Genomic DNA, 13322 nt, shown 5'->3' on the forward strand with positions numbered 1-13322 from the left:
AAAAGGAGAATCTCTTTTTATGTTAAAAGTATACATTGATGCCTCTACAAAAGGCAACCCTGGTCCTAGTGGAGGCGGAATCTTGATTGTCTATCAAGGTAAACAAGAACAGCTATCTATCCCGCTTTCTATAGGGACAAACCATCAAGCAGAGTTCGAAGTCTTTTTAAAAACTTTAGAATTTCTAAAGAAAAACGACTTACAGAATGAAACGATTTTCTGTTTTTCAGACAGCAAAACACTAGTTTCTACGGTCGACAAAAACGCAACGAAGAACGAGCTCTTCCTTCCCTACCTTCAAAGAATCCAAGAACTTCTATCCGAATTTTCTTTATTGATCCTGCAATGGCTGCCCGAAAACAAAAATAAAGGAGCAGATAATCTTGCACGTCAGGCTCTCCATAGACAATTAAAAGAAAAAAAGACTCTTTAAATTAAAAACTTTAAGGAGTCTTTTTATAGTTTCTCATTTAATATAAAAGATAATTGTGATCAAACGTAATTTCCAATTGGTAATCTCCGATTTTTTCTTCTATTTGACTACGTAAGATTCTTTCTAGTTCTGTATCATCAAACTGGAATTTCTCAGGGACCACTACATCAAATTGCAGCGTTTTTCCTTGATGAATTACTCTAAAATCATGAATATTAAGCCCTGTACCTGTTTCAAGAAGAATTTGCTTTAACTGCCGCAAGATATTATAGTATTTTTCGTTATCAACAGGCATTGGATCCAAGTGACAGACAAGTTCCACATCCAAAGACTTTTTAAAGTCTTTTTCTATCAGATCAATAATCTTATGAGCCACATTCAAATTCATTGATTCATCTACTTCGATGTGGACTGATGCAAAGCGTTTATTGGGTCCATAGTTATGCACCAATAAATCATGATAGCCAAGTATATCATCGCAAGCATTTAAATGCTCTTCCATTTCTTCAATCTCTGCTGGCGTTGGGCGACTTCCTAATAGTTCGTATACAAAATTTCGAAGCATCGTCAATCCACTATAAAGGATATATAATGCTAAAGCAAAACCTATATATCCATCAATACGCCATCCAGTTACCCATTCGATTGCTGCTGAAAGCAATACAGCCAGTGTAGTAAAGACATCATTATAACTATCTGTTGCTGTAGCTCTCAATGTTTCAGAATCAATGGATTGCGCAATAACCTGATACATTTTGCCTTGTGCAAATTTCAAAAAGATGGAAATGATTAGGACAAAAAAGACGATGGGTGTTAAAGAGACATTTTCTGGATGGATGATTTTTTCAGCAGAAGACTCTAAAAATTGAAATCCTACATAAGTAATGATGATCGAAACAAATAACCCACTGATATATTCGAAACGTTCGTGTCCATAAGGATGTTCCTGATCTGCTGGCTTTGCAGCAATTTTAAATCCGATCAAAGTCAATATGGATGAAGCAGTATCTGATAGACTGTTCACTGCATCAGCCATAATGGAGACACTTCCTGAAAAAAGCCCGATCATTAGCTTAGAGACAAACAAGATCAGATTCGTAACCAATCCTAAGATACCCGCTAGTACTCCTTTTTTTGTCCGCTGTTGCGGTATTTGTTTCTTTTTTTCTTCTTGTTTCTTAGCCAAGTTTTTTACCCCTTCTAGTTTGCTTGTTGCTCAGGTAAAAAGATGGAGAGGACGATTGTTTTCCTCTCCTCTCTTCCTTTTTCTATCTATCGTGCGTCCTATTACTATTAAAAGATGGTCATTATTCTGGTTTCAACGGTGTTGCTGCAAATAACGCTTTTGCTAGTAATGGTGTTATGATTCCCGCACCTATTGCTTCTGGTATCCCATTGATTGCTGCAACCCCTGCTAAGGTTTTAAATAAAAGAGCAGAATCTACACCATAGGCATCTGCCGTTGCACCTGTATAAAATAATCCCATGAATCCTAACACTAAGACTGTATTGACCAATGAACCCAGTACCCCTGCAAAGGCTGAGCTGATCGTTATTGATTTATTTTTTTGATAAATCCAGTGGAAAACCAAGCCTGCTACTAAGCCAACAAGTACTCTGGGAACTACCGAGATAATCGGATTCGTGAACACTAATGTATCAAATGGCGTTGTTGGCATGGCATAGGCACGAACAATTGTAGCGATTCCCCAAAACAAGCCAATCACCATGCCATCTTTTGGGCCTAATACTACTGCAGCAATAATTACTGTGATATGGATAATTGTTAAACTAATGAATCCTAATGGAATAAACCCCAGCCAAGGAACCATCGCTTGTACGATGATGATTGCTAACAAGATCGCACGTAAGACTAGTCGAAAGGTCTTATTTCTACTATTCATTTTTTCACCCCTTTTTATTTATACTAATCGTAAAAATTTCTGTCACTTTCGTCAACCAAAGACCATCCGAATCCGACCATTTGATTAGATGCGCCAGCCAATTGAAAAAAGTATGAGGGCAAGACTTGTTTGTCTTCGCCCCCATAATCATGTTTCGTTCAATGTTTGAACTTTTGTTTTTCTGTCAAACGTAAACGCCCTATTGTTGCGCAACCCATTCTTTCGCAGCTTTAAGTGCATCTGGAATACCAGCAGGATTTTTCCCGCCAGCTTGTGCCATGTCTGGACGTCCACCACCGCCACCGCCTACTTTCGGTGCGATTGCTTTAATCAAGTCGCCAGCTTTTAGTCCAGCTTCATTTGATTCTTTCGTCATTGCCGCTAGCAGACTGACTTTTCCTTCTTGTTCGTTTGCTAAAACAAGAATATCTGAAATATTTTTTTGTTTCCATTGGTCAGCTAATTGACGCAGCTGATTCATATCTTTCACTTTTACTTGTGCTGCAATGATTGTTTTTCCATTGATCGTTTCTGGATCTTTGAATACATCACCAGCTTGTTGATTCGCTAACTTGCTAGCTAATTGTTCATTTTCCTTTTGTAGCTCTCTTACTTGCTGTTGCAATTGTTCCGCTTTTGAAACAACTTCCTTCAATTGAGGTGATTTAACAATTGTTGCTACTTGTTTTAGTTGTTTTTCTTCTTCTTCAAGTAGTTCGTACGCTTCTTTACTTGTTACAGCCTCGATTCGTCGCACGCCTGCACCAATTCCTGATTCAGAAACGATTTTGAAGATTCCGATGTTTTCTGTATTTGCTACATGTGTGCCTCCGCACAGTTCGATTGACCAGCCGCCAATATTTACTACTCGAACGTCATGTCCGTATTTTTCACCAAACAAAGCCATTGCACCCATGTTTTTGGCTGTATCGATATCTGTTTCAATTGTTTCAACTGGGATAGCTTCCCAGATTTTTTCGTTGACGATTCTTTCCATTTCAGCTAATTCATCTGAAGTGATTTGACCAAAGTGGGTAAAGTCGAATCGTAAATGTCCAGGAGCGACTAAAGAACCAGCTTGATTTGCATGCTCGCCAAGTACTTCTTTCAATGCCTTGTGCAGTAGATGGGTTGCTGTATGGTTTTTGATGATCCGATTGCGCATCGATTGATCAATCAATAGATGATAGGTTTGTCCTTCACTCATTGGTGCTTTTACTTCTACGGTGTGCATAAATTGACCATTAGGCGCTTTTTGAACATCTGTAACAACTGCTACGATTTCGCCTACTTCATTCATGATCCATCCTTGATCCGCTACTTGCCCACCCATTTCTGCATAGAAAGGTGTTTGATCAAAGATCATTTGAGCTTCACCTTCTGCGACTTCATTCAAAAGAGACTCACCTTTAACGATGACCAATAATTGACTATCTGATTCTTGTTCTGTGTATCCAATGAATTTACTTTCTACTTTGATATCTGTCAATAAAGCAGATTGTACCCCCATTGATTTTTCAGTACTGCGGGCAGAGCGAGCACGTTCGCGTTGTGCATCCATTTCTTTTTCAAAACCAGCATGATCAACTTTCAGTCCTTCATCTTCTGCCACCTCTTCCGTTAATTCTACTGGGAAGCCATATGTGTCGTATAGTTTGAAGATGTCTTTTCCTGCTAGAGTCGTCCCGTTTTCGTTTTTTACTTCTTGGATCACTTGATTTAAGATTTCCAAACCTTCATTGATTGTTTCATTGAAACGTTCTTCTTCTGTACGGATAACTTTTTCAATAAATTCTTTTTGTTGAAGTACTTCAGGATAATAACTTACCATGATTTCCCCAACAACAGGGACTAAACGATATAAGAATGCTTGTTCAATACCTATTTTTTTCCCATGCATGACAGCACGACGAAGCAAACGGCGTAAGACATACCCTCTCCCTTCATTCGATGGCAATGCACCGTCGCCAATAGCAAATGAAAGGGCGCGAATATGATCTGCGATTACTTTGTAAGAAATATCTGTTACTGGGTTTTCACCATATTTTACTTGTTTGCTTAGCTTTTCTACGGCGTGGATAATAGGCATAAACAAGTCTGTCTCAAAGTTCGTTGGCGCATCTTGAACGATTGAGACCATGCGTTCCAATCCCATCCCCGTATCAATGTTTTTATGAGGAAGTGGTTCAAATGTGTTATCAGGCTTATGGTTGAATTCTGAAAATACTAAGTTCCAGATTTCTAAATAACGTTCATTTTCTCCTCCTGGATAATTTTCAGGATCATCTTCTGCTAAATCGTTATAAGCTTCTCCACGGTCATAGAAAATTTCCGTATCCGGACCACATGGGCCTGCACCGATATCCCAGAAGTTGTCTTCTATATCAATAATGTGATCTAGTGGCAGGCCAACTTCTTCATGCCAGATGCGTTTTGCTTCTGTATCTTTTGGATAAACTGTTACATAAAGTTTTTCTGGATCGAATGCCATCCATTTTGGATCAGTCAAAAATTCCCATGCCCAGTGGATGGCTTCATTTTTGAAATAGTCACCAATCGAAAAATTACCCAGCATCTCAAACATCGTATGGTGACGTGCTGTTTTACCGACATTTTCGATATCATTTGTTCGAATAGATTTTTGGGCATTTGTGATTCTTGGATTTTCTGGCACAACTGAACCATCAAAATATTTTTTCAATGTTGCAACACCAGAGTTGATCCACAATAAGGTTGGATCGTTCACGGGGATCAAAGACGCACTAGGTTCAATCGTATGTCCTTTAGATTGGAAGAAATCAAGAAACATTTGTCGAACTTGTGCACTACTTAATTGTTTCATATCATTACCTGCTTTCTATAAATTAAATACAAAAAAACACCATCACAGCCAAGGACGAAAACTCGCGGTACCACCTTGATTGCAATGATGTGTAATCATTACCTCTTAAACTCGATAACGCTGAGCTGCGTCGGTATTTCTACCAAAATAGAAAAAGGGAGCAATTTGATTAGTGACTATTCTTTTTTCAGCCAAGAAAGAATTTTCTGTGAGTCTTAAAAAACAAATCATATCCTTTTCGTACTTAATTAGTATACGCATTCTATTGATCACTGTCAATATCTCAATTTTTATTTTCATTTCCTTTTGGTCATACTCCACGATTTTTGGTACGATAAGAATAAAGGAATCAATACATCTCTGCTATTCATGACAAGGAGGAATATGATGAAAAAAATAGTTGGAGCGGATGAATGGATACGCGCAGCTAGCTGCTTTTTGAGATATCAAGTTTTTGTATTAGAACAAGGGATTCCTGCAGAACTAGAATTCGACGGAAAAGATATCCCGCAACAAACCTATTATCTATTTCTTGATCAAAAAAGACCAGTAGCTACTTTGCGTTATGAAAAGAAAACACCTACTTGCTTCAAGCCGGAACGATTTTGCGTAGCAAAAGAATACCGAGGAAAAGGGTTAGGCGGTCAGTTGCTTGAAGCTGCTGAAAAACGGGCGGTTTCAGAAGGTTGTCAGACTAGTTATGTAGTAGCTGAAATGACGGCTGTAGATTTTTATGAAAAACAAGGGTATCATACTTGCACAGAACCTTTTATTGAAGATGAAGTACTTTGTATCGGAATGGAAAAAAGTCTAGCTTAAAAACAAGAGATTGTGACACGCCTTTTGTCACAACCTCTTGTTTTTTATTTATGTGAATTTTTCTTATTTTTACGAGCAGTACGGCTTTGCTGTCTGCGTTCGATTTTGCGTTCTTTTTTATTTTTTTCTGCAATTGCCCAATCGATTTTTTTCTTATAACCAGGCTTGATCTTTTTCTTTTTCTTCTTCACAAGACCAATCAGCGTGGGATCTAATACATCTTTTGATTTTTCTCGTTTGGCACGTCTATTACGATCGTATGTTTTGACGATTTCCCCGTTTTTGATTTCTTTTGGTTCAAATGAGACGCCCAATTTTTCTATCGCATCAATGGCTTGCTCATCATTTGGCGAATATAACGTAATGGCCGTTCCTTTTAAGCCATTACGTCCAGTACGTCCGACACGATGGATAAAGAAGTCTAGATCTTCTGGAATTTCTGCATTGATAACATGAGAAACACCTTCGATATCGATCCCTCTAGCAGCTAAATCAGTCGCTACAACATATTGATACTCCAGATTCTGTACTTGTCGCATCACTCGTTTTCTCTCTCTTGGGGTGATGTCTCCATGAATCTTTGCTACTTTCAAGCCTTGGTTTTTCAAGTAATCGGCAATTTCATCCACATGCTGTTTTGTATTGGCAAATACGATTGCTAAATAAGGATGACCAATTGTCAGCAGTTGATAAATCATTTGATTCTCATCTTTACCTTTTGTTGAAATCAGCCAATTCTCAATGTCTTCAGAAATAACTGCTTTTGGTTTGATTTCTTCAATGATTGGATTTTCCATGTATTTTCGTAAGAATGGACGAAGTTTTTCTGGAATAGTGGCAGAAAAAACTAAAAACTGCAGCTTTTCTGGTAATCGACTTGCAATTTGGTCTACTTCATTTAAAAAACCCATATCCAATGTCATATCCGCTTCATCGACAACAAATGCAAATGCGGTGTGAATCTTCAGCGCTTGTTCATTCATCATGTCTAATATTCTACCAGGCGTGCCTACTACAACCTGTGGCTGTTGGTGATGCAGACGATTTAATTGACGCTGTTTGTCTGTACCGCCGACAAAATTCGAGACACGGATCTCCGGTGTAGAAAATTTAGCGATTTGTGTAGCTGCTTCATAGATCTGTGCAGCTAGTTCCCTACTTGGAGCTGTAATAACAACTTGTACTTCCTCTTTTTCTGCATTGATTTTTTCAAACAAAGGCAACAAAAACGTATGTGTTTTTCCTGTACCAGTTTGAGATTGCCCAATGATATTTTTTCCTTTTGCAATTAAAGGAATCAAACGTTCCTGGACCTCTGTGGGTTGTTTGAAGCCCTTTGCGGTTAACGCTTCATTGATAAACGGTTTGAAGCGGAATATATCAAAATTATTCATTCGTGCACCTCTTCTCTTTAAATTATCACGACTTTGGCATTATAACACAGACAAAGGGTTTTTGCTCAGCTAATTTCGAGAATCATCATCCTTTGTTTGGCCAATCGTGCTAACAGTATATGTGTGACTAGCTTTTTCATAAAACAGAATCCGTTTTTTTCTCAAAAATGATAGCAAGATATTTAAAATAAAAATACCTTGCAGTAACAAGACACCGAGAGAAATGAATACTGCACTCATCTGCAACACCGTATTCGTTGTCGAATTCATGATTTGCTGAAGCAACTGCCCCAACCAGCTTAAACCATAAAAAAGAAAGTACAGATACCCGTAGCGGATCATCAATGCTTTTAAAGAAATTCGTTCGCGGTCTTCTTCCACCAAACGGATACGCACAATTTTTTTGCCAAGTGTCCATCCATTGGTTATAAACGGCACAATCATAAAGTATACCCCTACTTCTAATAAAAGCCACCAGATATGAGAAGTAACTGTCCCTGAATCGAACGCAAGTTTAAAGAAAATCGCCGCTACCAAATTAATAAGAGATAAAAATGTCCAGTCGATCAAATAAGCGACCAAGCGTCGTGTCAATGAGACAGTCTTTCCTTTTTCATAAGAAAGTTCATCCATTCGTCTTCTTGTAGGAAGCATAAATGTAAATAACGGCGTAACGACAAAACCAATGATTCCACCCAATGTATTTGTCACTAAATCATTCACATCAAATAAGCGGTATGGTCTTGGGTAGATAAAATAAAGTCCACTTAGCTGCGTCAATTCAAAAAATAGAGAAAGGCAGAAACTAGCAATCATCGTTTTCATAAAAGAAAGCCGGAAATAATATCTTAAATAAATGCCAAATGTTATGAGTAATAAAACATTAAAAGCTGGTTCCAAAAATACACTCTGCTTCATTGCCGGCAGGTAGGTACTAGGTTCAGACAAGACCAATACCGTGTTGTCTCTGAAATGTTGCCATGAAGCAAATAAATGCAGCTCCATCTTTGGCCCTGTCATTTGGGCAACCGTCTCCTTTGCCGGAAGTGGTAAGATCACCAAAAAATACGCACACAATAAATAAAAAACGAAAGAATACAAAATAACTGCCCTTGTTACTAGAAATGTTCCATACTTTCGATATTCATAAATAAAAAAAACAGATGAGATCGCTAAGGCTAAAAATGGAAAAACAATCAGCGCAAAACGAATCGGTTCGATATAACTTGCCATATGACTCCTCCTTGATTCTTTGTATCTCTCTTATCTTAGCAGTCCTTTGCTGTTTCAAGCAAGTAACGAGGCTATTATTTCTCATTTCTTTCAAAGTAAAGTAAGATAAACACAAAGGGGGTGTCGAGATGCTGAATATGTACTTTGTTTTTGGCGTACCTATTTTTTTACTGTTCCTTTATGCTACGATCGCTTATGTAAGAAAAAGAACTACAATTCATTATTTAGGATTTATTCTCCTGATTATTTCGGGTTTCATGCTAGTCTTCAATCTTCAGACTTGGCAGCAAGCACTTCTTGAAATGGATAAAATGACTCCACATGCTTTGTCTAAAGTGCTTGGCTACCCTGTCTATCTGATTTGGCTTCCCATTTTCATTTCTGGTTACTTGGTTTTATTAAATATTTATCGCGGCGTACGCCGAATAGTTCAGTTACGCAAATCAAAGTAAAAGGCAGAAATCGGTTGAGCCCGATTTCTGTCTTTTACTTTGCTATTTCATTGTAGACAAAACGACATTTACGTGATCAAAATTAACGAGTACTTTTGACATTTCTTCCACGTACTCCTCATTTAAATAAAATATTTTGTTTGGCAGAGAGTGCGGTTCTAATAAAATTCGAATGTTTTAGCTATCTACGTTTTAAATAGAGATAAATCGGGATACCGGCAAGTGTCAATACTATCCCCATCGAAGCTAAAAAGGTCTGAGTGATAAGCGTGCTTGATACGATAAAAGTCCCTCCAATGATTGCTACTAGTGGAATAGACGGATACATTGGAACTTTGTATGGTCGAAACAAATCAGGTTCTTTTTTACGAAGAAGAATGACACCAACAAAGACCATCGTATAAAAAATCCAAATGACAAAGATCAGCATATCCGTTAGTGTATCAAAACCACCGATCATTATCATGCCAATAGCGATGACTAGCTCTAAGATACCTGCGGCTACAGGAACTTTAGTTTTATCATGAAGTTTAGCAAAGAGCTTGCTAAAAGGCAGGTTGTTTTCTTTTGCCATAACATAAGGGAGACGCATTCCAGTAAGGGTATAGCCATTGATGGTTCCATAAACAGGAATCAAGATACCAACTGTGACTAGTCTTCCACCGAAGCCGCCAAAAATCATTTTTGCAACGTCACTTGCCGCATTGCTGTTTCCTGCGACTCCGTCGATAGATGCGGTTCTTAAGAACACCGCATTTACTAATAAATAAACGATCATGATTCCGATGATGCCTAAAGAAATTGCTTTTGGCAAATCTTTCGCCGGCTTTTTCAATTCTCCCGAAATATTTCCTACGTGTATCCAACCGTCGTATGCGAACATCGTTGCTAGCAAGCCCGCTCCCAAGGCTGAGAAAAATGAAAGATTTTCTCCTGCTTGGATCGGAAACAGTTGGAAGTCTACTCCTTCTTGTCGGAACAAACCGAAAATGACGATCACAAACAAAGGGATAAGCTTGCAGACAAGCGTAATCGACTGAAAAGCCCCTCCAGCTTTAGAACCTAAAAAATTGATCAGCAGGATCGATACAGCAGCTGTAACAGCTACGGGAACAATCATTGACTGGGAAAGACCAAATAGATTGACGAACTGTGTACCGAAAATGATCGACAAGGCTGCTACATTTGCTGGAAAATAAATCACGACTTGCGCCCAGCCCAATAAAAAAGCTGCTGTATTTCCGTAAATCCGTTCGATATATTTAATCATCCCTCCTGTTTCTGGAATAGCAGCTGCCAGTTCAGCTCCTGTTAGTCCTGCACAGACAGAAATCATACCACCGAGAAACCAAGAAAACATATGCAAACTGGCGGATCCTGTAACTTCTGCTACGCTTGCGGCTTTAAAAAATACCCCTGCACCGATCACTGTGCCCATAACAGTCGATAAAGCAGTAAAAAATCCCATCGTACGTTTTAATTCATTTTCTATTTTTACTTCTTTTACTGGCGTGGCTTGGTATTCTTCCATCCCTTGTCCCCTTTCATACCATAGCCAATCCCAAAAGTATAAAAAACTTTTTGGATGTGGTTCTTGTTTTATACCGTCTCTACCAATTTTTCTTTCAGTTTTTCCAACATATCCTTTGTCATCGCATCTAAGTCGTATTTCGGCGAAAAGCCCCATTCCTCTTGCGCACAAGAAACATCTAGTGAATTTGGCCAAGATTCTGCTATTGACTGACGTACAGGATCCACATCATAATCCATTTCAAAATCTGGTATGATTTTTTGAATAGATGCTTTGATCTCTTCCGGGTCAAAAGACATCGCCGATATATTGAAGGCATTTCGATGAACCAATCGATCAGGATCTGCATTCATGAGTTTTATAATGGCATCGATCGCATCTGGCATATACATCATATCCATTGATGTACCTTGATCAATGAAACTAGTGTACTTTCCTTCTTTGATTGCTGAATAATAAATATCGACTGCGTAGTCTGTCGTACCGCCTCCTGGCAAGGTTGCATAAGAAATCAATCCAGGGAAACGGACACCACGAGTATCTACGCCATATTTCACATAATAATAATCACATAGTAGTTCTCCAGCTACCTTCGTTACCCCATACATGGTTGTAGGACGCTGAAGAGTATCTTGTGGGGGATGATCTTTTGGAGTATTTGGACCAAACGCGCCGATTGAACTTGGCGTAAAAAATTTCAGCTGGAATTCTCTAGCGACTTCCAATGCATTGACCAGCCCAGTCACGTTCAAATCCCAGGCTAATTGTGGTTTTGCTTCTGCAACAGCTGACAAAAGAGCAGCCAAATGAATCAATGTGTCCACTTGATATTGTTCTGCTATGCTACGCATTTTTTCGTAATCCATTACATCTAGGATCTCAAAGATATCGTTTTTCTCAATGACTTCAGGCATGCGTATATCTGTCGCAATGACATTTTCACTGCCTAGTTCTTGACGTAGCCGTGTGATCAACTCTGAACCAATTTGTCCTAAACATCCTGTCACCAATACTTTTTTCATGATGATCCTCCCTGATCTTTTTTACTACTATCTTCAGATGATTAACAATATATGCGTGAACATGTTCTCTAATTTTAAATAGACGAAAAAACTAAATTTAGTTAAATAATTTCCATTTCTTTTCCTATTTTTTGATAAACTGCTACTGCTTCATCAAGCTTTTCCCTCGTATGTTCCGCAGTCGGCATATTTCTGATCCTGCCTGTCCCAAGAGGCACAGTTGGATAAACGATTGGTTTAGCATAAATCCCATGTTCGATCAGCTTCTTAGAGAAAGTCTGAGTCACTTTTTCGTCTCCCAAAATGACTGGAGTAATAGGTGTTTCAGACATACCGATGTTATAGCCTACTTTTTTCAATTCTTCTTTAAAATAATTAGCATTTTCCCAAACTTTTTCGACAAGTTCCGGATGTTCTTGCATCAAAGTAATCGAAGCCAATGCAGCTGCACCTGGAGTTAGCGAGGTAGAAAATAGGAATGGCCGACTTCTAGCTTTCAACCAGTCGATTAGTGTTTTCGATCCAGCTACATAACCCCCAACAACACCTATAGCTTTCGATAACGTGCCCATTTGCATATCGATTTTGTCGCTTAATCCAAAATGCTTGACGGTTCCTGCACCTTTTCCAGTTACGCCTGAGCCGTGCGCATCATCAACGTAGGTGATCAGTCCATATTTTTCAACAATCGGAATAATTTCCGGCAATCGTGCAATGTCTCCATCCATGGAGAAAACACCATCTGTGATATACATGATTTTTTTATATTTCTTACTTTCTATCGCTTCCTTTGCTTTTTTCTCAAGGTCTTTCATATCTTGATGTTTAATTCAGATGATTTTTGCTCCGGATAAGCGGCAACCGTCAATAATAGATGCATGGTTTAATTCATCCGATAAGATAGCATCTTCTTTTGTCATTACTGCAGAGATAGCGCCCATATTGCAGTTGAATCCAGATTGAAAGGCGATTGCTGCTTCTGTCCCTTTGAATTCTGCGATTTTTTCTTCTAATTGCTGATGGATTTTCAGCGAACCATTGATCGTTCGGACTGCTCCTGCTCCTACACCATAAGTTTCGGTTGCTTCAATACATGCTTTTTTCAATTCTTCGCGATTGGCAAATCCAAGATAATTGTTGGATGCTAGATTGATCATCTTTTTTCCGTCTACGATGATACAAGCACCATTTTCACTTTCTAGTATGTCGATCGTATTGTATAACCCCTTTTCTTTCAGTTGATCCAATTCTTTCTCTAAATACATTGTTAGTTCTTTGGAAGACATTGTCTCCACCTCCATATTCATCTGTCTTGCAGAATATACCAAACATATATCGTGTCATTCATCTACAAAGCAAGTATGCCATATTTTTGATAACGCTTACACTGGTTATGAGAATTATTTAACCACATTTTTTATTTACAGTATCTTTTTACTTTCAAATGACTTATATAGTATGAACAATTACCTTTTAGATAATGATCTATTTTACTCTACCTGGGCAGATAAATACAACACAACCATTGATAGAAGCCCTTTCGTTAAAATCAATTGTATTCTGAATATTTAATTTATTTATTGCATAGACCAATAAAAATACATAAAACTTCCATCTTCATTTATCAGCAATTTTTAATTTTACTCTCTGAATATTTCTTAAAAATTTTACTTGTTGAATTCGAAAAAAGGA

At 38.2% G+C, this 13322-nt stretch carries 10 protein-coding genes and 1 pseudogene; 3 read left to right on the top strand and 8 right to left on the bottom strand.

Annotated features, from left to right (window positions below; genetic code table 11):
• Nucleotides 1-19 precede the first annotated feature (19 nt).
• Complete coding sequence (locus RG571_RS06920) at nucleotides 20-433, top strand: ribonuclease HI family protein (protein WP_131774414.1); 414 nt, start codon at nucleotides 20-22, stop codon at nucleotides 431-433.
• Between the two features lie 37 nt (nucleotides 434-470).
• On the opposite strand, the gene RG571_RS06925 is transcribed toward RG571_RS06920, so the two are convergent.
• The 3 genes from RG571_RS06925 to alaS form a co-directional block, all read right to left on the bottom strand.
• Nucleotides 471-1619 (bottom strand): cation diffusion facilitator family transporter, encoded by a 1149-nt coding sequence (locus tag RG571_RS06925; RefSeq protein WP_002299705.1) that lies wholly within the window; start codon nucleotides 1617-1619, stop codon nucleotides 471-473.
• Between the two features lie 121 nt (nucleotides 1620-1740).
• Nucleotides 1741-2337: an ECF transporter S component gene (locus RG571_RS06930; RefSeq protein WP_002295844.1), complete on the bottom strand. Its 597-nt coding sequence runs from the start codon at nucleotides 2335-2337 to the stop codon at nucleotides 1741-1743.
• A 199-nt stretch (nucleotides 2338-2536) separates the two neighbouring features.
• The gene (gene alaS / locus RG571_RS06935) at nucleotides 2537-5179 is read right to left on the bottom strand and encodes an alanine--tRNA ligase (protein ID WP_308947565.1); all 2643 of its coding nucleotides are present in this window, start codon (nucleotides 5177-5179) and stop codon (nucleotides 2537-2539) included.
• A 387-nt stretch (nucleotides 5180-5566) separates the two neighbouring features.
• Between alaS and RG571_RS06940 the strand changes: the two genes are divergently transcribed.
• On the top strand, nucleotides 5567-5998 hold the full coding sequence (locus tag RG571_RS06940; protein WP_002295842.1) for a GNAT family N-acetyltransferase: 432 nt from the start codon (nucleotides 5567-5569) through the stop codon (nucleotides 5996-5998).
• A gap of 44 nt (nucleotides 5999-6042) precedes the next feature.
• On the opposite strand, the gene RG571_RS06945 is transcribed toward RG571_RS06940, so the two are convergent.
• Together RG571_RS06945 and RG571_RS06950 are read right to left on the bottom strand one after the other, a co-directional pair.
• A complete protein-coding gene (locus RG571_RS06945; RefSeq protein ID WP_002289190.1) occupies nucleotides 6043-7392 on the bottom strand; it encodes a DEAD/DEAH box helicase in 1350 nt (449 codons plus the stop codon).
• Nucleotides 7393-7461: 69 nt separating this feature from the next.
• On the bottom strand, nucleotides 7462-8625 hold the full coding sequence (locus RG571_RS06950) for a VanZ family protein (protein ID WP_308947566.1): 1164 nt from the start codon (nucleotides 8623-8625) through the stop codon (nucleotides 7462-7464).
• A gap of 128 nt (nucleotides 8626-8753) precedes the next feature.
• Between RG571_RS06950 and RG571_RS06955 the strand changes: the two genes are divergently transcribed.
• Nucleotides 8754-9077, top strand: coding sequence for a hypothetical protein (locus tag RG571_RS06955; RefSeq protein ID WP_002376881.1), 324 nt, complete (start codon nucleotides 8754-8756; stop codon nucleotides 9075-9077).
• Nucleotides 9078-9258: 181 nt separating this feature from the next.
• Here RG571_RS06955 and RG571_RS06960 read toward each other — a convergent pair whose 3' ends face one another.
• The 3 genes and pseudogenes from RG571_RS06960 to RG571_RS06970 form a co-directional block, all read right to left on the bottom strand.
• Nucleotides 9259-10608 carry an APC family permease gene (locus RG571_RS06960; protein ID WP_142976447.1) on the bottom strand — a complete coding sequence of 450 codons (1350 nt, stop codon included), beginning with the start codon at nucleotides 10606-10608 and terminating at the stop codon, nucleotides 9259-9261.
• Between the two features lie 68 nt (nucleotides 10609-10676).
• Nucleotides 10677-11630, bottom strand: a complete 954-nt coding sequence (locus RG571_RS06965; RefSeq protein ID WP_131774412.1) for an L-threonine 3-dehydrogenase — start codon at nucleotides 11628-11630, stop codon at nucleotides 10677-10679.
• Nucleotides 11631-11731: 101 nt separating this feature from the next.
• Nucleotides 11732-12916, bottom strand: a pseudogene (locus RG571_RS06970) (glycine C-acetyltransferase).
• Between the last annotated feature and the right edge of the window lie 406 nt (nucleotides 12917-13322).

This window comes from Enterococcus sp. FR204 (assembly GCF_031143325.1).
Lineage (GTDB): Bacteria > Bacillota > Bacilli > Lactobacillales > Enterococcaceae > Enterococcus_B > Enterococcus_B faecium.

Coding starts and splice junctions, on each gene's coding strand:
- RG571_RS06920 (WP_131774414.1), top strand. CDS start 20: ATGTTAAAAGTATACATTGATGCCTCTACAAAAGGCAACCCTGGTCCT.
- RG571_RS06930 (WP_002295844.1), bottom strand. CDS start 2,337: ATGAATAGTAGAAATAAGACCTTTCGACTAGTCTTACGTGCGATCTTG.
- alaS (WP_308947565.1), bottom strand. CDS start 5,179: ATGAAACAATTAAGTAGTGCACAAGTTCGACAAATGTTTCTTGATTTC.
- RG571_RS06940 (WP_002295842.1), top strand. CDS start 5,567: ATGAAAAAAATAGTTGGAGCGGATGAATGGATACGCGCAGCTAGCTGC.
- RG571_RS06945 (WP_002289190.1), bottom strand. CDS start 7,392: ATGAATAATTTTGATATATTCCGCTTCAAACCGTTTATCAATGAAGCG.
- RG571_RS06950 (WP_308947566.1), bottom strand. CDS start 8,625: ATGGCAAGTTATATCGAACCGATTCGTTTTGCGCTGATTGTTTTTCCA.
- RG571_RS06955 (WP_002376881.1), top strand. CDS start 8,754: ATGCTGAATATGTACTTTGTTTTTGGCGTACCTATTTTTTTACTGTTC.
- RG571_RS06960 (WP_142976447.1), bottom strand. CDS start 10,608: ATGGAAGAATACCAAGCCACGCCAGTAAAAGAAGTAAAAATAGAAAAT.
- RG571_RS06965 (WP_131774412.1), bottom strand. CDS start 11,630: ATGAAAAAAGTATTGGTGACAGGATGTTTAGGACAAATTGGTTCAGAG.